Here is a 21,071-nt window from a genome sequence, read left to right on the forward strand (position 1 = left end):
GAACTATTCCTCAACCGTGTAATCCGCTCCCAGCCATTCTGTGCTCAATTTGCTCAATGTTCCATCTTCCTTGATTGATTTGAGGGCTTCATCAACTTTCGTTTTGAGCTCCTCCTCGTCCTTGTTCAGGATGAAATACACTTTGGAGTTGGACAGAGCGTCTCCCACAGTTTTCAACTGGGCATCCACCACTTTGTTCTGATAATCAATGGCAAACTGCGTGCTGATGGTTGCATCTACCCGCCCTGTTTTGATCTGGGTATTCGTATCTTCACCTGCTCCAGAATAGACAATATCAATGGCGTTGCCATTCGCTGCATTCCATTTCTCAGCCAATACGGCCGCATTACTCGTAGCCCCGACAATCAGTTTTTTACCCTTCAGATCCTCGATGGATTTTACGTCCTGATTTTTCTCACTGACGACAATTTTATTGGGGAAAATATTATAGGCTTCATCATTAAACAGGAACTTGGCCTGTCGTTCTTCATTTACTTCCATCTGATGAGCGATCAGGTCAATCTTCTTCGTTTCCAGACTTAACAGCAGGTTTTTGAACTCCATGGTGCTGAATTCAAATTCATACTCAGGCAACCGTTTATCAATCTCGCGGATCAGCTCTACATCGTAACCTGTCAGCTTGCCATTCTCATCAATGAAACAAACATTCGGGAACTGCGTGCCCGTACCCACGATAATCTTCTTTACTTTATCTTCACCGGATGCCGAAGCTGTGTCACTTTCTTTCGCTGCATTGCCTGAGCTGCATCCTGCCAGCACCGCCAGCATCGTCATGAACAGCAGCACTGTCCGTATTCTCTGAATCCCCCGCTCTTTTACCATTCCCATTCTCCTCCATAAGCTGTGATTCACAGCCAATATAATGTCTACACCAGCCGACTTTAACAAACCATTCATACTTGTATAGTCGGAATTAGGTTGATCAAAGAATAGCACTGTATATCATATCGAGGCAATATATATGCTAATAGGACATCCTGATAACGTTATAGATTTTCTCTATGCGTAAGCAATACCTGATCCAAGAGCAAATCAAAAAGAAGCCATCCGGAACTGGACAGCTTCTTCAAATACGGAATCCTTTAATTTAACACACGCATCTATCTGCGGCTGGCCCATTTAATTTTACGCGCCACTTCCACACGTTGCAATTGCAAGCGTTCGATTCGTTCTTCAAACTTCTCGCGTTCATCTTTGGAATGTGCTGCATGAATCTGGTGGCAGAGACCTGTCAATTTGCTGTTGATATAATCTAATCTCATCCATAATTCTTGTTCAGGTGTGCGCTGCTCCGCTTCCGGCTGAAATATCTTGAGTTGGTGGATAAGGGACTGCTGCCATTCCTGATCCTCAATTTGAATAGCAAAATGCAAAAGATCCAGATAGTCGTCGATTTGCAACGATACACTGCAATCCGGTTTAGTATTCATAAACGTCTCTCCTCATTTCAGTTCTTGGCTGGAATCAGTCACTTCTATTTTACAGGATAGAGCATACTTTAGGCGAGTCCTGAACGATTAAATTATGGAAAAAGTTTTGTTATTTTTGCATATAGAAGCTTTCGATGCACCTATAGACAGATCTGATTCGAGATTTATATTCCCCCTTTGAAATTCATGCTAAAATAACTCCAATATATGATAAACCAACTTAACAGGTTGGAATAGTTATTATTATGTACAGAAGGGATTGATCGACCATGACCGAACAATACCGATTGGCTACGATTGAAGATGCCGCACAACTGCTGGCCGTAACTGTGAATGCCTATGAGACGATTCGGGCCCTGAACATTCCTTTTCCCGCCGGACACGCTACACTGGAAGTCATTCAGAATAATATTGTACAGCATGAATGCTATCTTCTTGAAAAAGAGGGAGAAGTCATCGCTACCGTTACTCTTGACCGAGCCGAAGATGCACAGCGGCAGGCCATCAGCCCTTATCCTTTCATCCGCTGGTTCGCGGTAAGTCCAGACCATAAAAGCAAGGGTTATGGCTCCAAACTGCTGGATTGGGTAGAGCAACATATCATTTTGCAAAAGCTTGATGCACCTGCCGTATTTCTGGCGACGGCGACCCGCCATCCCTGGCTTGCTCCCATGTATGAACGGCGAGGATATGAAGCTTTTCATACCAAAACGGTACAGACCGCTGAACAGCAGGAAGAAATTGTGTTTATGGTCAAAACGCTGGACCCTTCCCGTTATACGACTCCCTCTAGCCAAACAGGATAAGCAAAGAACAGCTTGAATGAGCGCAAACTTACATGATATCCGATATACGCGGCGTGCGTAAATGAAAACCCGCTCCGAGGAAAGATTCCTTGAGCGGGTTTTTGAATGCTGATCCCTATCACTTTCACTTTAAATGGCCCAAATTAAGCCTTCCCGTCACGCGGCTGTCTGGTTAAGAGCAGCATGATAAACGAAATGATAATAATGGAGCCTGTCCATGCCCAGGCCATCGTCTGATTGCCCGAATCCACAGCAACATAGATCGCAGTGGGTACGGTTTGCGTTTTGCCCGGAATATTACCTGCAATCATGAGTGTAGCCCCGAATTCCCCCAGTGCACGAGCGAAACCCAGGATGAAAGCCGTCATCAATGCTCTGCCCGCAAGCGGAAGCGAGATATAACGAAATACCTGCCATTCATTCGCTCCTATGGAGCGGCCTGCATCTTCCAGATCCCGATCAATCCCGCTAAAACCGGATTTCATCGTCTGATATACCAATGGGAAAGCGACCACCACAGAAGCAATCACGGCAGCCCACCAGGAGAAAATGACAGGCGCGGAGAAGATGGCCTCGATCCACTGTCCCAGCAGGCTCTTACGACCCAATAACACGAGTAAAATAAATCCGACCACAGTCGGCGGAAGCACGAGCGGGAGCATAAATGCCGTTTCCAAAAAAATCTTCCCCCGGAACGATGCGCGTGACATCTTCCAGGCCACAGTGATGCCCGCCACCGCTGCGATTACGCTGGACAGCAGGGCAACCTGAAGGGAAAGACGAATCGGTGGCCAGAATACCGTCCAGTCGATCGCGCTCACATTCATTCCGGAATGGAAAACCCGTATTTGGCGAAGACATCAAGCACTTCAGGCGTTTGCAAATACGTGTAAAATTGTTCTGCTTCTGTCCGGTGCTTCGTACCCTCAATAATCCCTACTGGATAATTGGCAGGTGTATAGCTGTTCTTGTCCACTTCAAATGCAATTTTCACCTGATCCGAAGTGAGTGCATCCGTTTTGTACACAAATCCCGCGTCCGCATTGCCCGTCTCTACGTACTGCAGTACCTGTCTTACATCTTTCCCCTGTACTAGCTTGCCTTTCAGTTGATCCCACAGTTTGGCATTCGTCAGCGCTTCTTGCGCATAAGTTCCCGCTGGAACACTTTCCGGAATGCCGATCGCTACTGTTTTGATGGAATCGCTCGTCAGATCCTTTTCGCTTGTTACGGTATCTGAGCTATCCGCTGGAATAATGGCTACCAATGAATTTTGCAGCAAATTCTTCTGATCACCGGATGCAATCAATTTCTCATCTACGAGCGCGTTCATATTTTTGGTCGCAGCCGCTACAAAAATATCTGCTGGCGCACCTTGTTCAATCTGCTGTTGCAATGCTCCTGATGCACCAAAGTTGAAATTAAGTTCGATATACGGATGAGACATCTCATAATTCGTCTCAATCTCCTTCATCGCATCGGTCAAACTGGCTGCTGCCGAGATCGTCAACTCCACTGTTTCCTGCGGCTCGGTATTCTCAGTTGCTGCTCCCTCACCTGATGCCGCTGGGGATGAAGTGGTTGGTTCCGTTGCTGTGGATGTATCCGTACTGCCCGTACTTGCGCCGCAACCACTCAATAAAATAGCCAATGCAAGTGACATGCTCCCTAACACATATCCGATACTCTTTTTCATCCACTTCTCCCCCAAAGTTATGTTTGATTATATTTAGATATAAATAGTTATATTTCATTATACATAAGATCACTGAAATGGGAAGGTACTCATTGAAGCACCTCTTGAGGGACAGGCCCACCATCGCTGAAATGCCATAGACGAGTTTATACCTTCTTGCTGTTAATGGTATAGTACAAGAGACTACACCGTTGATCAGGAATGATGAGCGTTGATGAACGAATAGATATATGATCTGCACCTTGAAGGAGGATCTTCACTGATGACGGAGGAGCAATCCTATACCACCGAAGAAATATCCAAGCTGCTCAAAATATCCAAACTGACGGTCTACGATCTGATCAAAAAAGGAGACCTCGTTGCTTATCGCGTTGGCAAACAGATGCGTGTTGACGCTACTGATCTGGAAGCATATAAACAGCGCTCCAAGCAGCTTCAATCGCCAACGCACCGGGCCGCAGTGGATTCAGTTCCCCCCTCTGAATCTTATCCCGGGACGGGAAGCGATCCGACCAATCATGCCGCTGCAAGTGCTTCTCCTCTACCCAGAGGGACATTCACAGCTTCATCTTCCATGACGAGCAACACTTCGGGAGCCCATTCGGCTCGACATCTGGTCATTACGGGCCAGGATGTCAGCCTGGATATTCTCATGCGCTATATGGAGAAGCAAACACGGGATATTCGTCCGCTGCGTTCTTTCATGGGCAGTCTGGACGGCTTGATCTCCATGTATCGGGGAGAGTCCGATCTCGTCAGTACCCATCTGCTTGATGGAGATACAGGAGAATATAATCTGCCCTACATTCGTAAAATCCTGATTGGCTGGTCTTATGTCGTCGTGAATTTGCTGACACGGCCTGCCGGGCTGTATGTACAACGCGGTAATCCTCGCGGTTTGCAGAACTGGACAGATCTGATGCAGCCGGAGCTTCGATTGGCGAACCGGGAGAAGGGGTCCGGGGCACGTGTATTGCTGGATGAACAATTGCGTCTGCACGGTATTCCAGCCTCCCATCTGATCGGATATGACGTGGAAGAAACCAGTCATATGGGGGTAGCCGCCAAGGTCAGCTCCGGTGAAGCCGATGTGGGAATTGGCAGCGAGAAAGCTGCACGGCTTGTTGGTCAGGTTGATTTTATTCCACTCGTTCAGGAACGGTACGATCTGGTGATGTTGAAGAAAAAGGGAAACGAAGCTTGGACCGAATCGGTACTGCGCATTCTGCAATCACCGGAATTCAGGCACGAGCTGCAATCATTTGAGGGATATGATGTATCCCGCACAGGCGAAATTTTGTACGAAGTCTAGCTCGACACCTGAATTGCTCATGGGAATTAGGAATTAACAATTAAAGAAAAAACAAAAGAAACGCCTCTGAATTCTCTGATGGCGTTTCTTCTGTTTTTCTTTAGATTATAAGGAGATATAAAATGAATTCCGTAGCCATCAGGCATCGCTATCTCGACTTGTCATACACAATGCGAGCTACCGCATCATGCTGATGGATGGACTCTTCATTCCTGCAGTCCACCTTAAATTTGCGTACCCAGTGCTTCTCATACAGGTCTGCCGCCACCAGCCTGACGATATCTTCCACAAACCGCGGGTTCTCATATGCGCGTTCCGTGACCCGTTTCTCATCAGGCCTTTTGAGTACAGGATATAGGCAGCTGCTTGCATTGGATTCGGCCACATTCAACAGCTCTTCCTTCCAATAGCCCGGCAATGCATCTCCCGGGTCACCTTGCACCTGGATACGCAATAAACCTCGCTGGTTATGTGCACTATATTCGCTGATCTCCTTCGAGCATGGACATAACGTCGTGATCTGTATATGTAAACCCGTTCTCAGAACGGGGGATTTGCCAGCTTCCCAGATAACATGAACCGTAGCCAACGAATGATTTAGTCCCGACAAACCAGTTACAGGCGCGGTTCGCTCGTAGAACCAAGGATAGGTTACGTTCAGCTCTGCCTTCGGCTGATTCATCTGTTCGGCCATCTGCTGCGTCAGCGCAATCAGATCCGGAATTCGGTCACTCAGTCCTTCACTGCGACTCTTCTGAAGCCGCTCCATCAGGCGGCTCATGTTAATGCCTTTGGATTCTCGATTCAGCGAAGTCGTCAGCCGAAAATTTCCGATGCTGGACAATTTCACGGGATCTTTGGCCGAAATGACATCCAGAGGATACTTCACCTGATCAATCCCCACTTGTTGCAGCTCAAACAGAAAATCATTTTTGCTATTCTGCAAATCCTGCATCTCTTCTTTCCGTACAGGCTTATCTCCGTGTATCGGATCAACAGAGCCGAATAACCGCAAACGCTCGGCTTTATCCGGCATGATCAAAGCATCGCTCGCTACTTGGTTACTCCTGTTATCCTGCTGCTCCTTTTGCATTCCAATGCCCTCCCTTCATCATATATTCCCGTTAACCGCTGCGCACTCAACGCCAGAACAGACCCGCCTCGTCCCGCTCAACCTGCTCCAGCATAACTTCAAAATCAGGACAAGGCTCAATGACGTCTACCACATTCCAGCTACTGTGATCACCTTTCGCATATACCTTCCACTGATTCCCTTCCCAGTAAAATCGGGCAATGGGCAGCTTGTCCCACTGATAGCGTTCCTCAGCAGATCTTTCCTCGGTCAAAATCACTTCATTTTTATTCAACTCATACGTTAATTTCACCATCGTTCGCAGGGGAGCCGGCACCTTCTCGTGAATATAACCGTCCAGCACCGACTGAATTCTCCGAATGGTAAACGAGTCCAGCATGGTGATTCCCCCTTTCCTCCACATCGTTACGCAATCCAGTCCCACACCCATACCAGTACAAATGCACTGCCCAGTGACGTTAGCAGCTGTCTGCCTATCAGTTGTGCGGCAATGGCTGCTCCCAACTCCTTGCGTACGGTCCACATGGTTACCAGACATGCCGTTAACGTCGAAGCCAGATATACAAGGACAAACAGCTGTCCACCACTCAAGCTTGCAACAAAGGAACCCTGATCCTGATTCAGCACCAACAACCCGTCTTTTCTTAAAATGGAAAATAAAATACCGCCTGCCGCATCACTCGGCAAATGAAAGATCGCAAGTGCTGGCGTCAACGCGCCAGTCAGGGCAGACAGCACCCCCATCTGCTCCAGCAGCGTGGCCACCACACAAATACCGATGAAAATAGGCATCGCCTGCACGAGAAACTGCTTCATGACAGACCGAACGCGCCAGCTTACAGAGCGCCATGATGGCTTTTGCAGAAATGTACGGTTGGCATATAACGGGAGCGTGTCATCCAGTCGATTTCGATTCCACAGACGCGTATGAATTGCGCCCGCAAGTACCAGTACAAGCATATAAGGAAAAAACAGCCACGGCTTGCCACCGGAACTGAATATGGATAGAGAAGCTCCAATCTGGTAGCTGCACGCCGAACCGAAGGAGATCATTGAAACACAGGACTTTCGTGTACAGGAGCTGCAGGTACGGCTCTGGAACACAGCCACGACATTGCAGCCAAAACCGCTGAGGACCGGAATCAGATCCTTTCCGTTCATGCCGATTTTGCGCATCCACCCATCCAGCGAGTCGGTAACCCGATCTTTCAGTCCGCTCTCCTCTGTCACCGCTACACTGACCCCAATCAGGAATACGACTGGGAATGCCCAGATCAACGAATACAATCCCAGACTAATCATGCCGTAATCTCCAAACATTATCGTCTGCAGCGGGTTCCATAACCCCACAGTCATGGGATGGAGCGGTTCAAGAATCCAGGCATCTGCAAGTGGTTGTATCCAGCCGGAGAACAGATAGGCCACATACACCGGAGCTGCAAATAATAATACCAATGCAGCCAAAGCCACAAAACGTCCCCAAACCGTATGCTCAAACATCGTTGTCTGCGGTTCGATCACAGGGGATTCAGGTGGTGATGCGAGCTCCGGATGCCTCTTCATAGGTCTGGCGGCAACGATCGCTCGGCATAACAGCCTATGGGCATTTCCGTCCATTTCCCTTGTATTGAAGGGCAGGACGGAAATCCCCAGGCCTTTACGATAATAATCAACCTGAGCCGTTAACCCCGGTCCGCATTTGTCCGCAAACGTAAGCGCCAATACAGCATTTTTGCCTGTGACATCCAGCATGCCGAGTAGTAAAGGCAGCTCCTGCACGACATCCGTGCCGCGTACCACCAAGACAACCATATCACCCGCTGCGAGTTGATTTAGGGCCAGCGTTGTCGTGACACTGTCATCCTTCAACCGGATTCCAGGCGTATCGACCAGCTCAAGCTGCTGTTCAGGCAGTTCTGCCCTGCGGACAGTCACCGTGGAGCCCCGAACATTGGATTCTTCGCCTGTATCTCTGCCCGTGAGTCCCCGAAACAGAGCCGATTTACCTGCGGATTCGAAACCAACCAGCACCACTTGACGAAGTTCTTCGGGTTGCTCCACAACCGAATTCAGCATGTGCAGTCTTCACCGCAGCAGGACAGATCATCAAGAAACATGCCTTCTTTGCGATAAGTTTCCAGCGGAGTCAGATCCAGCCCGAGTCTCTCACCCATGGCCTGGGCCACAACCGCAAAGCGCTGTCTAAATTTATAAATGAAGCAAAATTGGAGTTGACCATGCATGACTTGTGGTCCCGTAATGAACAGTCCGGGGGCAATCGTCGATTCATCCGCCGCTCCCAATTGCAGCTGACCTTCCTTGCTGCGCTCGACGAGTTTCTCAATCAGGTGCAGACTGCTGCGGAACCCGGTCGCCAGAACAGGAGCCTGACCCGTCTTAAGCAAGCGGGACTCTCCGGAATCGTTCTCACAATAGAGAACATAACCGCCCGGTTCATCCGGTTCAATCCATTTGACCTCATAACCTTGCATCATGTGTATTCGCTTATCCATCATCGCCGCGCGAAGGCGATCCTTGGTATAGGGGCTCAGTTCCACACTGGGATCACTGCTGCCTTTGGCGAGTCCTCGTCCATTCCGGTCAATTACCGTTACGTTTTTCCCCAGTTTACTCAGGTGAATGGCTGCATCCACACCGCTCTCATAGCCACCAACGATGACACATTCCTCTCCCTGAACCGCCGTCCAACTGGAAAACAAACTGCTGTGCACACCATATTCGGCGCCAGGGAACGGGTCCAGTCTCGGATACTGGAATTCACCGGCTGCCCAGACGACAAAGCGTGTGCGCAGTTGTCCATTGGATGTCACAACCCGGAAGCCATTCTCTTCAGGAATCACTTCCGAAACGTCCACGCCCGTCTGTACAGGCAATTTCTTAAACTGGCTCACCACCTGCAAATATTTCGCATACTCCACCCCTGTTGGATGTTCTGTTCCCAACGTATATGCAGGAGACGTATGCAGAGCCACGGAGTTCAGATCCATCATGCCATAGGCGTTGCTTGTAAACGAAGGGGTGATCAGATGCATTTCCTCCGGCCACGCGAGAAAAGTGGCCCCCACTTCACTCCGTTCCAGCACGGTAAAACGGGACAGCCCCAGATCCTGCAGGACAGAGGCCATGCCGATTCCGGCTGGCCCCCCTCCAACAATCACGCAATCATAATCAAAAGAATCATGCATGCGTCTTACCAGCTGGATTTCGTGACGCCAGGAATTTGCCCTTGATGGGCCAGCTCACGGAACACAATCCGCGATACCTTGAACTTGCGCAAATATCCTCTCGGGCGGCCCGTCAGTTCACAGCGATTTTTCAATCGGGTCGGAGAAGCGTTGCGCGGCAATTTCTGCAGTGCTTCATAGTCACCCTTTTCTTTCAGCTCACGACGCACCTCCGCATACTTGGCTACGATGGCCTGACGTTGTTTTTCGCGTACTACTTTTGATTTTTTAGCCATGGATTACAGCTCCTTAATGAATTTAATTTATACGACTTCAACTGGCCAAGGCAGCGGATTGTCGAAATGCCCCCAGTCGGCCTGCATTTCTTCATCGCTGAGCAGGCATTGGTCCAGTTCTGCTTCAATGATGGCACGTTCCATTTCAATTCCGATCATGACCAGTTCAGTCTGCCGGTCTCCCCACTGTGCATCCCATTTTTCCAACACATCCGGCTCGGTACGCAAAATTTCTTCCTTGTCCGCTTCCGGCAACGCCGCGACCCAATGTCCAGCAGGACCGAACTGAATGGATGAACCCGCCTGGCTCAGGCTTGCAGCCACATCCCCTTCAGCCGCCAGCCATACCAAGCCTTTGGCACGTACTACTTCTTCCGGCCAGTAGCTCATGAAATCAGCCAAGCGCGAGGGGTGAAATGGTTTTCGGCGACGATACACGAAGGAACCAATGCCGTATTCCTCGGTCTCCGGTGTATGTGATTCCTTCTCCAGCTCCTGAATCCATCCGGCTGACATGCTAACTTTCTCGAAGTCGAAGAGACTTGTATTCAAAATTTCAGACGGGTTAACCTGTCCGTTCACGGTCCGAATGATTTTGGCGTTCGGCTGAAGCTTACGGATGACACCTTCAAGCTTGTTCAGCTCCACGTCATCGACCAGATCACACTTGTTAAGCAGCAGAACATCGCATGTCTCAATCTGGTCAATCAGCAGGTCCACTACATCACGGGTATCTTCGTCCCCGGTAGCCTGATTCCGATCCAGAAGGCTCTGTCCAGAGGCAAAATCATGCCAGAAGCGATTCGCATCCACGACCGTCACCAGACAATCCAGCTTCGCCAGACTTGTCAGATCAATACCCGACTCCTCGTCGGCATATGTAAAGGTCTGCGCTACCGGCACAGGCTCACTGATGCCTGTAGATTCAATCAGGATATAATCAAACCTGCCTTCGTTCACCAGCTTCTCTATCTCCTGCATCAGATCATCCCGCAAGGTGCAGCAGATGCAGCCATTGGACAGCTCCACCAGCTTTTCCTCGGTACGCGACAATGTCGCTTCCCCTTTCACCAGGGCAGCATCAATGTTCACCTCGCTCATGTCATTGACGATGACGGCTACCTTGAGCCCCTGTCGATTGTGCAGCACGTGATTCAGAACCGTCGTTTTACCTGAGCCGAGGTAACCGCTAAGAACAGTTACCGGAACTTGTTTTTGTGTCATGTGTATCTACTCCTTATGGTTTGTGGTCATATGCCACTGACCTTAATAGTAATTATTACGATTAACAACAATGACTATAATGCTGTTGAACGACGTTGTCAAATCATTTTTGTTTTTCTCGTGCGAGGTGGACGCTTTGGTCACGGATCGTCTTCCGATCGCTGTTGCCGCAATACCAGCCCAAAAAAGACCCATGGCCTGTTTCCTGAATCTTCGCATCATAATGATACGACTCAGGAAAAGTCAGTCCATAAGCCTTTAAGCCTTTAAGTCTTGTTCTTATATATGCCGTACGATCGGCCGTGTTGTTATTTATCATCACATGCAATAACATATCTCTGCACGACACCATCCCATCAGTTCGCAGCCACGGACCTGGCCCTATTACCGGCTTCCATTCGTTGCCTGAAAGCCACGACGAAAATCATTCCTGCAATGGATAGAAGTGTGCAGATCGTAAACATGGCGGAATACGAGCTTATTTGTACAATCAGACCCATCGCAAGCCCGCCCAGGGAGAAGCCCAGATCATACGAGGACATGAAAATACCCATCAGCACATATCTGGAATCGGCAGGCAGCACAAATGACAAATAGGTAGTTAATGTTGGGTACAGCAATGCCACGGCAAAACCGCTGAACACCGCGGACAGGTACACCAGTGGACCGATCGTCTCCAGCAGTGCGAGCAATTGGGTTCCCAGTGCTGCACACAGCAGCAGCCCGGCCATCAACCACGTATTCCAACTGCCGTCGGAAGGGATTTTTTTGCGCATAATGAATCTGCACAGAATGACAACCAGCCCCTGGATCGTTAAAAACACCCCAGCACTCGCCAGCCCGGTCGATACCATGTACAGCGGAAGAAAAGTTGCTGTCGCTCCAAATACACATGAAGCAAACAGCATAACAACGCTGCTGATCAGCAGTGGTGTGCTGCGCCAGATGCCACCGAATGACCGCACCATATCCCCGAGCGTATACGATTTATTCTGTACCGTGCTTCGGGGCAAGTCCACGTTATAGCCGATCAGGAGCGGAAGGGCCGCCAAACTGATCATTAGCAAAGTAAACCAAATGTCACTGGCATTTTCCCAGATCTGGATGGCGAGTATGGGAATGACCAGAGACGGGACCATCGTAAAAAGGGTATACATAGACAATCCCTGAGCCCGGTCCTTATCCTCCAGCTTTTCCACAATGCCAGCCTGCATCGTCATGGAAAAAAAGGCCGTAGCTACACCTTGCAGCGCCCGCAGCCACAAATACGTCTCCACACCAAAAACAACAAACAACAGCAACGTTGCAGCATGCAAAATCAACAGCCATTTCATCACAACGAGCGGACCGTAACGCCCCAGAAGCTGCGCCGCAAAAGGCCTTAGAAGCATACACGTAAACATGTACGCACCCATCATCAGACCAATCTCGGCCTGGTTCAACCCCGCTGCTTCACTCCGCAAAGGCAGAATAATCGTCAAAGCCGAATTCGCGGCAAAAAATAAAAAGGCCAACAGATAAAACCGGATAAGTGAAAAGGATACCGGGTTTAATTTGCCGTTCGCCGTTACAGAAGACTTCAAAACATCGTCCCCGCTTTCTTCTTGCAGTTAACCCACAGACATATCTGTGACTGGTTTTCTTCGTTCATAGGCAAAAGCAATCATCACCGCCCCTAGGATAGCACAAATCATGTACATAAATGAATAGGAGGATAGATCAGCGATCGGTCCCATCAACACACCGCCCAGAGATACACCCAGATCTGCTGTCGCAATAAATAAACCGATCAACACATTCCGATTCAGCTGTGGCAACACAAACGACAGGTAGGTGGTTAACGTTGGATAGAGGATGGATTGAGCAATGCCCATCAAGAATGCCCCCACGTACAGAAGGGCCGCCCCTCCTGTGACCGCCCAGCTGACACATTGTGCGGCTATTGCCAACAAGAACATCGTTCCCATGATAAAAGGTGCATGCCACCTGCCATCGGAAGGGATTTTTTTACGTAACATGATCCGGGCGAGCACAACAGTTCCCGCCTGAAGCATCAGATAGACACCCGCATTGCCACTTGGCAATTCACTGGCGTAGAGGGGAATAAAGGTCGTGATTGCACCGAACACAACGGAAGCACTTAGCATCAATATACTGCATCTAAACAAAAATGGATTTTGCACCAACTGACGAAAGGATTGAAGCATGCTAACGTTCTGCTCGGCTGGATTACCAGCAGGAGGCTGCTCCTTGCTCTTGTCCATTTTGGCGGTATACCCGAAGACGCCTGTGCAGACGGCAATACCGATCAGGACGACTGTAAAATAATCCATGCCACCTGTTTGCCAGATCCCTAACGCGAGGACAGGACCCACAATGCCAGGAATATAACTGAACAATGAATAATAGGAAATGCCCTGGGAACGGTCCTTCTCCGGCAGGGCATCGATAATGCCAATCTGTAAAGCCATTGAGAAGAAAGCCGTCGATACCCCTTGTAAAATACGAGCCAACAGATAGCCTCCGAGACCCGTAAACGTGTATAAAATCAGGGCAAAACCATTAATAATCAGAATAAAACGCAGCACTTTAATCGGCCCGCGCTTTTGAATGATCTGCCCTGCCCATGGTCTGAAAAACATGGTCGTAAACATATAGGCACCCATAATCAGCCCACTGGTTGTACTGCTCGCTCCCAAGGATTCACCCTGTAAAGGGATAATCACATTAAGAATGGCGTTTGCACTAAAATACAGAAGAACGAGGATGTACAAACGCAGAAAAGGCCAAGACATCGCTCCACTCATCCTTGGTCCTCCCCCTCGAATGTAATTAAATAGGTTAATAATTTTCTGGCATAATCGGACTGAACATCCTTCAGCTGCTTAATAGGTACCATTTCCTCAATCTGACCGTCCCTGAAAATAAGTACCCTGTCACAAATATAGGCTGCCGCCTGAATATCATGCGTAATGAACACATAGCTCATCTGATAGAGTTGCTTTAGTTCTTTTAACAATCGCAGCACCTGAATCTGCACAGACACGTCCAGAGAACTGATGGCTTCATCGAATACAATGCATCGGGGTTCTGTGGAAATGGCTCTTGCTATACATACTCTCTGAGCCTCTCCACCGGATAATTCATGCGGATATTTGAGCCTGTAGGACAGGTCTAATCCCACTTGATGCAACAATGTATCCACCTTGCTTTGCATATCCGCTTCCACTTTTTCTTGAGCCTTAAGGGGCTCCATGATGGCTTCCTCCACCGTTAGAAATGGATTAATGGAGGACGTATAATTTTGAAATACGGCACTGATACTGCCCATTCGCACGCGGCGATTATTCACGTTTTTCCCCTCAAATAAAATACGACCGCGATCAGGCTTTTCAATACCCAGTATTAAACGTCCCAACGTGGACTTGCCACTTCCACTTTCGCCGATAATGCCGAGGCACTCCCCATGCTGGCATTCAAATGACACTTTTTTCAACACCTGCTGCCTTTGTTTGGAGAACAATCCGCCTTGTTTATAGGACTTTTCGATCCCATCCACCTTGAGCATCTGTATCCCCTCCCTGCATCAATTTCCTGAAATGATTGCTCAGCTCCAACCGGGTGGAAACCAAATATTGAGTATAGGCATGCTCCGGCTTCGTAAAAACAGACCGAATGTCCCCGCTTTCGACAACGGCTCCGTCTTTCATGACCATCACTTCATCCCCAATTTTCTGAACCACACCGAGATCATGGGATATAAAGAGCATGGAACAACCCATTCGCTCGCGCAGTTGAATCAATTGTTCCACCACTTCATATTGAGAGATCGTATCCAGCGCCGTTGTCGGTTCATCCGCAATGATCAGATCCGGCTCCAATACAAGTGCCAATGCAATCATGATTCGCTGTAACATGCCACCCGATAGCTGATGTGGATATTGATTCAGAATTTCCTGTGGATGCTTTAACATGACACTTTCCATGGCGCTAATGATCCTCCGCTCGCAGTCTCTTTTATTCCAGTCGAAATGCGTCTGGAGCGTCTCTCGAATATGCACCCCGATTACTGAAGACGGGTCAAAAGCGCTCATGCCATTTTGCAGAATCATGCATACGTTTTTGCCTCTTCTTCGTCTCATCTCTTGTTCGGAAAGCTGGTTCAAGTCCTCGCCTTTGAAGAGAATCGTTCCGGATTGGCGAATCCAGGGTTTATTCAAACGCATAATGGACCTGCATGTGACGGACTTGCCACTTCCACTTTCCCCGACAATGGCCAGACAGCTTCCTTGTTTGACCTGAAATGAACTGTTATGAATAATGACCTTGTCTGTATTGGCATCCCATATTTTCAAATTTTTAACCTCTACTATATTCATAAACGGCCTTTCCCACCTCTTTTTTACGAAGCTTGCCTTGAGAAGTCATTAATTGGGGGTCCAAAGCGACCTGAAGCGCATCCGATAAGAAATTAAAAGCCGACACGACAATGACAATGGTCAGTCCAGGGGCCAGCATCAGCTCCGGTCTGGAGAACATGACTTGCCTTGCCTCATTCAGCATCATCCCCCATTCGGCATGAGGAGCCTGGATTCCCAAACCCAGAAAGGAAAGCCCCGAGATCTGCAGCATCATTGAGCACATGGAACCACTCGCAATCACCGCAACATCGGCAAATGTAACCGGAACAATATGCTTGATGATAATGCTAAGGCTGCCAATGCCAGAGGCTTTGGCGAATTTCACATACTCCATCTCGGAGAACTGCATCACGGATGTTCGAATGACGCGGGCAAACCACGCCCATTTCATAACCACAAACGCAATCAGAATATGTTCAAGTCCCGCACCTAAAATACCGACCACCGCCAGTGTCATGACGTACCCCGGAAAAGACAACATGACATCACATATTCTCATAATCCAGGCATCTGTCTTCCCCTTGAAATAACCCGCAATAAATCCAACGATAGCTCCGACCAGAACAGACATCATCAATGCAACCAAAACCCATAGGACGCTGGGACGAATACCATAAATGAGTCTGGATAACACACATCTGCCCAAATGGTCATTTCCTAACCAATAGGTCCAGGAGGAGGACGCATATCGTAGCTTCATATTCACTTCCTCCGGGTCATGGGGTGCAAACAATGGGGCAAATATGCCCGCAGCAATAATGATCACAATGACAGCGAGCGATGTCATCGCAAGCTTGTCTTTGCTTAAATTTCGTAATAATCGCATCAGAGATCCTTTCTTAACCTGGGATTCATCGCCGCATTGATCACGTCAGAAATCGTATTAAACAGCACAAAGGTTACGGCCAAAATAAGAACATACGCCTGAATAATCGGGAAATCCCGGCTAAGTATGGACCTCACGCTCAACCTCCCGAGTCCCGGCCAGGCAAACACATTTTCAATGACGACGGTGCTACCGAGCACGATAGGAATGGCCATACAAAATATGGATACCGCCACTTGCAGCGAATTTCGTAAAATATGCAGGGTCACCTTCCGCTCACTTAAGCCGCTTGCCCGTCCATAGAGCACATAATCCTCATTCATATTGCTTAGCATTGAACTTCTGACGGTTCTGAAATAAATGCCTGTATAACTCACCGTGATCACGATTACCGGCAGAATGTAGCTCTTCAATGAGCCCATGCCGCTTGTAGGCAACAAGTCCAGTTTGACGGAAAAAGTCCAGATCAGGATGGCCGCGAGCCAGTAGGATGGCATTGCGGTCAGGACAAACGAGATGCCTCTGACCGATTTATCGATGACTTTTCCTTCTCTCATGGCACAGATCACACCCAACAGGATGGACAACCCAATAATGAACACCGATGATACCAGCGTTAACTTTAATGTGTTCAGGAAAGCCGGACCTACCAGGGACCATACCGGTTCACCAGATACATATGAGCTGCCAAAATCAAACTGCATACAGGCGATCAACCAATTCACATACTGGACGAAGAAGGGTTTATCAAATCCTAAAGCTTCATTCGTTTGGGCGATTAATTCGTCCGTAATCTGAGGAACCTCCTGTGCCTGTAACACAACTACAGCGGGGTCCAGGGGCGAAAGATTAATGAGTACAAACGTTATAAATGAAATGACGAACAGCAAGGGTATGGCGAGCAATATCCGTTTGACTATATAACTTCCCATATCCATCCCCGCTCTATTTAAAATTCATTTGCTCAAATGGCAGTTCATATTGAGTCTGTTTGAATGAGATTCCGTCCAGATTTTTAGGAGCCACGACAGTAACCCGTCCATTGGTAATCGGAATAAACACAGCTTCATCATGCACGATTTTCATAATGTCGGCGTACAGGGATTGGCGGGAAGCCTCATCTGTGGACACCATGACTTCATCAATTTTCTTGTACAGTTCATCCGCTTGGGCAAGGCCACTTGTTGTATGCTTATAGGCGGAATCCGAAGTAAACGCAGAGATGGTACTCTGTGGATCGTACGCCAGTCCCCAGGTTTGGTTGAATAACAGATCATATTCCCCGGTTGCCCTTCTGTTTGCGATGGAAGTGGATTCCTCTCCGACAATCTCCAATTGAATGCCCAATCCTTTTAAGGCATGCTGGATCCATTCCGCCTGTGTTTTTTGCGAAGATGAATTACTGTCATAATACAGGGTCATGGCTAATTGCTGACCATTCTTTGTCCTCACTGCTTCCGCGTTTGATAGGGTCCAGCCCGCTTTTTCCAAAAGCTCTTTTGCCGTTTCCGGGCTATACTCCCGCTTCTTTAACTCGACATCTGCATAATTGACGTTTGATGAGAATAAGGTGTCCGCTACGGCCTGGGTTCCATTAAAAATATCATTGCTGATCGTTTCCCGATCAATCGCATGCCAGATGGCTTCGCGAACAGCCGTTTCGTGGACCGGGTTATCCGCTCTGCTGCTATTGGCTACGATCATATTCGTGTTCATCGCTTCACTTCGAACCACTTGATAATCACCCGAGTCAGCCAATTGATTCATGGCCTCAACATCAATGCTGTCCGCCCCCCGATCATCGGTGAACACAAAGTTGATTTCACCCTTCTGTAATGCGAGTAATGTCGTTTCTCCTGCTGGCAGAACCTTGGACGTGATTTTTTGGATCTCAGGTGGGCCGCCCCAGTATTCTTCATTCGCTTCAAACGTTGCATTCTCATCGATTTTATGTGCAGTGAGCTTGTAGGGTCCTGTGCCATGGTAGCCACTCACCCCGTCTTTCGTGCCTCCGTTCGTAAAATCCTTGGGTGATATAAATACATACGGTCTGGTCATGGACAGCTCCACCAGAGCTGGATAATAGGGCTCGGAAAGCACCAGTTCGAATGTGTATTCATCCATGACTTTTGTACTTACGATTTTGGTCGACAGCTTAATCCAGGCATGTTTTTCGGCATTCGCCTGAACTGCATCGATATTTTGTTTGACCGCCTCAGCATTAAACGGTTCACCATCATGGAATTTCACATCATGCCGCAAATGGAACGTATACGTTTTCCCGTCCTCAGCAATATCCCATGATTCCGCCAGCAATGGCTTGATTCCATCGACCGTGTTCTCAACCAAAGATTCGTAAATCATCCCCTGTGCTGGCATGGAACCTGTGTACAGATGAGGATTCATATCATTAATATCCTTGGCGGATGCATAAATGAGTTCAGTTTTGACCTCGCTACTCGCAGACTCGGTATTGGAGTTAGTACCCTCTTTTTGACCGCATCCGGCAATGACGGTAATAATGGACACTAGCAATAATAAAAAACGAAAAGCACTACCCTTTTTCACAACATTTCCTCCTGATGATGAAAGATATATAGATTGAGATGTAATTAAACCTTGCTGTTCGCCAGACCTGAGCAGATCATCCGAATGTCTTCAGCGAAGGATTGCACGACAAAAGCATCGGACAGATTCTGATCCGGGTGAATGCGAGCGACTTCTTGAAGCTTCGCCTCATATTTGGCAATAAACGTATCGATGGTTGGACAATGAACCACCAAGTGCCTCGCAATGCCCTGAATGATTTTGATGCGGTAATAATCCTCCTTCGGCATTCTGGGAATGTCCAAATATCCATCCTGATTGATGAACATCTTCCTGAAGGGAACAGCCGAAAAGTCAAAATACTTACCCTCCGGATTCGGTTCCGAAAAGGGATCAATCAATAGCGAGGTGTATCGTATGTATAATAAATACTCTTGATGAAGGTCCTGCAACTGATTAAAATTTTCGATATCCTGGCGTGATAAACTCTCCAATCGCACCGGATAATTATCATCTGTCATGAATTGCAGCAGATTGACATCCTTGATACGGAGCCGATCTGTAATCGTCATAATTTCATTCCACTGCGCCCGCATGTCCCGAACTAAATATTGAGTTACCGGACCTTCGGGATAGATTTTGTATACATATTTCCGAATGTCTGACACTCCGAAGATGGCATCCAATGAGAAGTCATTCATGAACAACGGTGGGTGCACATATAAAGAAATATTTCTCGTTTCTGCCTCGATTGCAGAAGGCATAACTTCCAGTGCAATGCCCAATGGCTCATACATCTTGCACAGTCTGTCCACATGTTCAGATGGAGTTGAAGTAGAACCAATGTAGACCTTTTTCTTGACCCCTGTTGTAATCACATGATTGGACGGTTGATCGAGCACCCATCGGGTGTCCCCCAAATAGGTAGAAAAGCTGATGACTTCCGTATCTGCATGCAGCTGTCTCACATATTGGCTTACCAGCATGTTGGAGCCAAAGGTTGGAGAGACCAAAATGATGCATTTCACTTGTTTGATGAAGTGTTCATTCATTTGTTTCAATACGTCGATGTAAGCATCGGTTGTTACAGCGAAAATAAGCGTATCCCATTCGCCTTCAATGGTCTCGTATCCCTTAAACACCTGGTCGATGAAGCATTCACCCGCCAACGGCCGATGCTTTTCATTTTGAATGCTTGCTCCAATGAATCCGTCACTTTGCCGAATGGCCTCAAAAAAAGATTCTGAACGCACCGATTCCCTTCCCACTACGCCCACGCGACAATTAAGTTGTTTTTTGAGCATTACTGCCAATTGAATGGATACAGGACCTGTGCCAAGTAACAAGATTTTCTGAAATCCGCTCATATAAGCCTCCCTCTTCACAAGCTCAAGCGAGCTATGCTTTTTGGTATAATGCAATATCGAACACATCATCTGGACGAAGGATATTGTCGACCATGTTCCACTTGCGGGTGTCCGTCTCTCTCATCGGATAGTTGAACAACGATTTTAACTGGTTACCGTATCTCATGGCCACCACTACATGCTCATTCGTCAATGCATGCAATTGATCCAGCAGATCATATTTATTAGCAACCGTGGAACTGAAAATGATATGCGTGGCTTCTTTCGTAAAAGCTAGGTCCTGCACCAATGTTTGCTGCAAATGAATGTTCAAGCCCGCACCCAGCTTCTCCACAACCTGTCGCCCGAGTATAATGGCTTCTTCGTCAATATCGATCCCAACGACCTTTGCCCCTGTTCGCTTGGCGATAAACAAAGGCGTCATCGGAAATGACCCGGAGCCGACCAGCAGCACTTTGGATTCCGAAGTGACATGAAAGCTGCCAAACTCTTTTTCAATACATTCTTCGATGTTTCTAAAATAATCCGCGATTTCTACGTCTCCGTCACGCAGCTTCAAGGCCCGATATTTCTCCATGATCGCCACACATTGGGCAGATTTGTCTCTTACATCAAGGACAAGCTGATGCATGCTGCCTGATTCCTGACGATCAAGCTGTTCCCAGATTCGTTCGTTCTCCTTGTCCGTTATAAACGTGGAATAGGCATCAATTAAAACCTCCAGCTCTGAGCTATGCTGAACCGTATGATCATATCTACCTGCCAGCTCATCGAATTTCCCGGAAAATTCACTCAAGCATGTTTGAAAATCAATCAAAGTCTCCATTCCCTTTCCTCCTGTAACTGG

General features: G+C 48.0%; 22 protein-coding genes. 2 read left to right on the top strand and 20 right to left on the bottom strand.

Annotated elements, in window-relative coordinates; translation table 11 throughout:
- Window positions 1-3 precede the first annotated feature (3 nt).
- Entirely contained in the window at window positions 4-843 is an 840-nt protein-coding gene (locus ACFTRD_RS27095; protein WP_379385471.1) for a transporter substrate-binding domain-containing protein, read from the bottom strand.
- A gap of 278 nt (window positions 844-1,121) precedes the next feature.
- Window positions 1,122-1,451 (bottom strand): hypothetical protein, encoded by a 330-nt coding sequence (locus tag ACFTRD_RS27100; protein WP_192270446.1) that lies wholly within the window; start codon window positions 1,449-1,451, stop codon window positions 1,122-1,124.
- 269 nt (window positions 1,452-1,720) lie between these two features.
- On the opposite strand from ACFTRD_RS27100, the gene ACFTRD_RS27105 reads away from it, so the two are divergent.
- The gene (locus tag ACFTRD_RS27105; protein WP_379385473.1) at window positions 1,721-2,257 is read left to right on the top strand and encodes a GNAT family N-acetyltransferase; all 537 of its coding nucleotides are present in this window, start codon (window positions 1,721-1,723) and stop codon (window positions 2,255-2,257) included.
- 143 nt (window positions 2,258-2,400) lie between these two features.
- Here ACFTRD_RS27105 and modB read toward each other — a convergent pair whose 3' ends face one another.
- A complete protein-coding gene (gene modB, locus ACFTRD_RS27110; protein ID WP_379385475.1) occupies window positions 2,401-3,084 on the bottom strand; it encodes a molybdate ABC transporter permease subunit in 684 nt (227 codons plus the stop codon).
- Window positions 3,081-3,953, bottom strand: a complete 873-nt coding sequence (gene modA, locus ACFTRD_RS27115) for a molybdate ABC transporter substrate-binding protein (protein WP_379385477.1) — start codon at window positions 3,951-3,953, stop codon at window positions 3,081-3,083. The genes modB and modA overlap by 4 nt, the downstream gene beginning before the upstream one ends.
- A gap of 262 nt (window positions 3,954-4,215) precedes the next feature.
- On the opposite strand from modA, the gene ACFTRD_RS27120 reads away from it, so the two are divergent.
- Complete coding sequence (locus ACFTRD_RS27120; RefSeq protein ID WP_379385479.1) at window positions 4,216-5,265, top strand: substrate-binding domain-containing protein; 1,050 nt, start codon at window positions 4,216-4,218, stop codon at window positions 5,263-5,265.
- Between the two features lie 148 nt (window positions 5,266-5,413).
- Here ACFTRD_RS27120 and folE2 read toward each other — a convergent pair whose 3' ends face one another.
- The 16 genes from folE2 to ACFTRD_RS27200 form a co-directional block, all read right to left on the bottom strand.
- Window positions 5,414-6,358: a GTP cyclohydrolase FolE2 gene (folE2, locus tag ACFTRD_RS27125; RefSeq protein WP_379385481.1), complete on the bottom strand. Its 945-nt coding sequence runs from the start codon at window positions 6,356-6,358 to the stop codon at window positions 5,414-5,416.
- 46 nt (window positions 6,359-6,404) lie between these two features.
- Window positions 6,405-6,737: a DUF3024 domain-containing protein gene (locus ACFTRD_RS27130; protein ID WP_379385483.1), complete on the bottom strand. Its 333-nt coding sequence runs from the start codon at window positions 6,735-6,737 to the stop codon at window positions 6,405-6,407.
- Window positions 6,738-6,763: 26 nt separating this feature from the next.
- On the bottom strand, window positions 6,764-8,434 hold the full coding sequence (locus tag ACFTRD_RS27135; RefSeq protein ID WP_379385485.1) for a nucleoside recognition domain-containing protein: 1,671 nt from the start codon (window positions 8,432-8,434) through the stop codon (window positions 6,764-6,766).
- Window positions 8,428-9,564, bottom strand: coding sequence for an NAD(P)/FAD-dependent oxidoreductase (locus tag ACFTRD_RS27140; RefSeq protein ID WP_379385487.1), 1,137 nt, complete (start codon window positions 9,562-9,564; stop codon window positions 8,428-8,430). The genes ACFTRD_RS27135 and ACFTRD_RS27140 overlap by 7 nt, the downstream gene beginning before the upstream one ends.
- 5 nt (window positions 9,565-9,569) lie before the next feature.
- Entirely contained in the window at window positions 9,570-9,839 is a 270-nt protein-coding gene (gene rpsN, locus ACFTRD_RS27145; protein ID WP_379385489.1) for a 30S ribosomal protein S14, read from the bottom strand.
- A 27-nt stretch (window positions 9,840-9,866) separates the two neighbouring features.
- Window positions 9,867-11,063: a GTP-binding protein gene (locus ACFTRD_RS27150; protein ID WP_379385491.1), complete on the bottom strand. Its 1,197-nt coding sequence runs from the start codon at window positions 11,061-11,063 to the stop codon at window positions 9,867-9,869.
- A 42-nt stretch (window positions 11,064-11,105) separates the two neighbouring features.
- Window positions 11,106-11,258 (bottom strand): hypothetical protein, encoded by a 153-nt coding sequence (locus tag ACFTRD_RS27155; protein WP_379385493.1) that lies wholly within the window; start codon window positions 11,256-11,258, stop codon window positions 11,106-11,108.
- A gap of 161 nt (window positions 11,259-11,419) precedes the next feature.
- Window positions 11,420-12,646: a staphylopine family metallophore export MFS transporter CntE gene (cntE, locus tag ACFTRD_RS27160; protein WP_379385495.1), complete on the bottom strand. Its 1,227-nt coding sequence runs from the start codon at window positions 12,644-12,646 to the stop codon at window positions 11,420-11,422.
- 27 nt (window positions 12,647-12,673) lie between these two features.
- A complete protein-coding gene (gene cntE / locus ACFTRD_RS27165) occupies window positions 12,674-13,870 on the bottom strand; it encodes a staphylopine family metallophore export MFS transporter CntE (RefSeq protein ID WP_379385497.1) in 1,197 nt (398 codons plus the stop codon).
- The gene (locus ACFTRD_RS27170) at window positions 13,867-14,631 is read right to left on the bottom strand and encodes an ABC transporter ATP-binding protein (RefSeq protein ID WP_379385499.1); all 765 of its coding nucleotides are present in this window, start codon (window positions 14,629-14,631) and stop codon (window positions 13,867-13,869) included. Before ACFTRD_RS27170 ends, cntE (ACFTRD_RS27165) begins: the two co-directional genes overlap by 4 nt.
- Window positions 14,597-15,442 carry a staphylopine uptake ABC transporter ATP-binding protein CntD gene (cntD, locus tag ACFTRD_RS27175; RefSeq protein WP_379385501.1) on the bottom strand — a complete coding sequence of 282 codons (846 nt, stop codon included), beginning with the start codon at window positions 15,440-15,442 and terminating at the stop codon, window positions 14,597-14,599. The genes ACFTRD_RS27170 and cntD overlap by 35 nt, the downstream gene beginning before the upstream one ends.
- Window positions 15,423-16,310 (bottom strand): staphylopine uptake ABC transporter permease subunit CntC, encoded by an 888-nt coding sequence (cntC, locus tag ACFTRD_RS27180; RefSeq protein WP_379385504.1) that lies wholly within the window; start codon window positions 16,308-16,310, stop codon window positions 15,423-15,425. Before cntC ends, cntD begins: the two co-directional genes overlap by 20 nt.
- On the bottom strand, window positions 16,310-17,242 hold the full coding sequence (gene opp1B, locus ACFTRD_RS27185; protein WP_379385506.1) for a nickel/cobalt ABC transporter permease: 933 nt from the start codon (window positions 17,240-17,242) through the stop codon (window positions 16,310-16,312). The genes cntC and opp1B overlap by 1 nt, the downstream gene beginning before the upstream one ends.
- A gap of 13 nt (window positions 17,243-17,255) precedes the next feature.
- Entirely contained in the window at window positions 17,256-18,878 is a 1,623-nt protein-coding gene (gene cntA, locus ACFTRD_RS27190) for a staphylopine-dependent metal ABC transporter substrate-binding lipoprotein (RefSeq protein WP_379385508.1), read from the bottom strand.
- Between the two features lie 44 nt (window positions 18,879-18,922).
- Window positions 18,923-20,224 (bottom strand): opine metallophore biosynthesis dehydrogenase, encoded by a 1,302-nt coding sequence (locus ACFTRD_RS27195; RefSeq protein ID WP_379385510.1) that lies wholly within the window; start codon window positions 20,222-20,224, stop codon window positions 18,923-18,925.
- 31 nt (window positions 20,225-20,255) lie between these two features.
- Window positions 20,256-21,050, bottom strand: a complete 795-nt coding sequence (locus ACFTRD_RS27200) for a methyltransferase domain-containing protein (protein WP_379385512.1) — start codon at window positions 21,048-21,050, stop codon at window positions 20,256-20,258.
- Window positions 21,051-21,071 lie beyond the last annotated feature (21 nt).

The organism is Paenibacillus sp. NPDC056933 (assembly GCF_042674385.1).
Classification (GTDB): domain Bacteria; phylum Bacillota; class Bacilli; order Paenibacillales; family Paenibacillaceae; genus Paenibacillus.

Bases quoted from the DNA above. Each gene is read 5' to 3' on its own strand.
- ACFTRD_RS27095 (WP_379385471.1), bottom strand. From the start codon at position 843: ATGGTAAAAGAGCGGGGGATTCAGAGAATACGGACAGTGCTGCTGTTC.
- ACFTRD_RS27100 (WP_192270446.1), bottom strand. From the start codon at position 1,451: ATGAATACTAAACCGGATTGCAGTGTATCGTTGCAAATCGACGACTAT.
- modB (WP_379385475.1), bottom strand. From the start codon at position 3,084: ATGAATGTGAGCGCGATCGACTGGACGGTATTCTGGCCACCGATTCGT.
- folE2 (WP_379385481.1), bottom strand. From the start codon at position 6,358: ATGCAAAAGGAGCAGCAGGATAACAGGAGTAACCAAGTAGCGAGCGAT.
- ACFTRD_RS27130 (WP_379385483.1), bottom strand. From the start codon at position 6,737: ATGCTGGACTCGTTTACCATTCGGAGAATTCAGTCGGTGCTGGACGGT.
- cntC (WP_379385504.1), bottom strand. From the start codon at position 16,310: ATGCGATTATTACGAAATTTAAGCAAAGACAAGCTTGCGATGACATCG.
- modA (WP_379385477.1), bottom strand. From the start codon at position 3,953: ATGAAAAAGAGTATCGGATATGTGTTAGGGAGCATGTCACTTGCATTG.
- ACFTRD_RS27135 (WP_379385485.1), bottom strand. From the start codon at position 8,434: ATGCTGAATTCGGTTGTGGAGCAACCCGAAGAACTTCGTCAAGTGGTG.
- ACFTRD_RS27170 (WP_379385499.1), bottom strand. From the start codon at position 14,631: ATGCTCAAGGTGGATGGGATCGAAAAGTCCTATAAACAAGGCGGATTG.
- ACFTRD_RS27120 (WP_379385479.1), top strand. From the start codon at position 4,216: ATGACGGAGGAGCAATCCTATACCACCGAAGAAATATCCAAGCTGCTC.
- ACFTRD_RS27155 (WP_379385493.1), bottom strand. From the start codon at position 11,258: ATGGGTCTTTTTTGGGCTGGTATTGCGGCAACAGCGATCGGAAGACGA.
- opp1B (WP_379385506.1), bottom strand. From the start codon at position 17,242: ATGGGAAGTTATATAGTCAAACGGATATTGCTCGCCATACCCTTGCTG.
- cntE (WP_379385497.1), bottom strand. From the start codon at position 13,870: ATGAGTGGAGCGATGTCTTGGCCTTTTCTGCGTTTGTACATCCTCGTT.
- ACFTRD_RS27150 (WP_379385491.1), bottom strand. From the start codon at position 11,063: ATGACACAAAAACAAGTTCCGGTAACTGTTCTTAGCGGTTACCTCGGC.
- cntD (WP_379385501.1), bottom strand. From the start codon at position 15,442: ATGAATATAGTAGAGGTTAAAAATTTGAAAATATGGGATGCCAATACA.
- ACFTRD_RS27195 (WP_379385510.1), bottom strand. From the start codon at position 20,224: ATGAGCGGATTTCAGAAAATCTTGTTACTTGGCACAGGTCCTGTATCC.
- ACFTRD_RS27105 (WP_379385473.1), top strand. From the start codon at position 1,721: ATGACCGAACAATACCGATTGGCTACGATTGAAGATGCCGCACAACTG.
- rpsN (WP_379385489.1), bottom strand. From the start codon at position 9,839: ATGGCTAAAAAATCAAAAGTAGTACGCGAAAAACAACGTCAGGCCATC.
- ACFTRD_RS27140 (WP_379385487.1), bottom strand. From the start codon at position 9,564: ATGCATGATTCTTTTGATTATGATTGCGTGATTGTTGGAGGGGGGCCA.
- ACFTRD_RS27200 (WP_379385512.1), bottom strand. From the start codon at position 21,050: ATGGAGACTTTGATTGATTTTCAAACATGCTTGAGTGAATTTTCCGGG.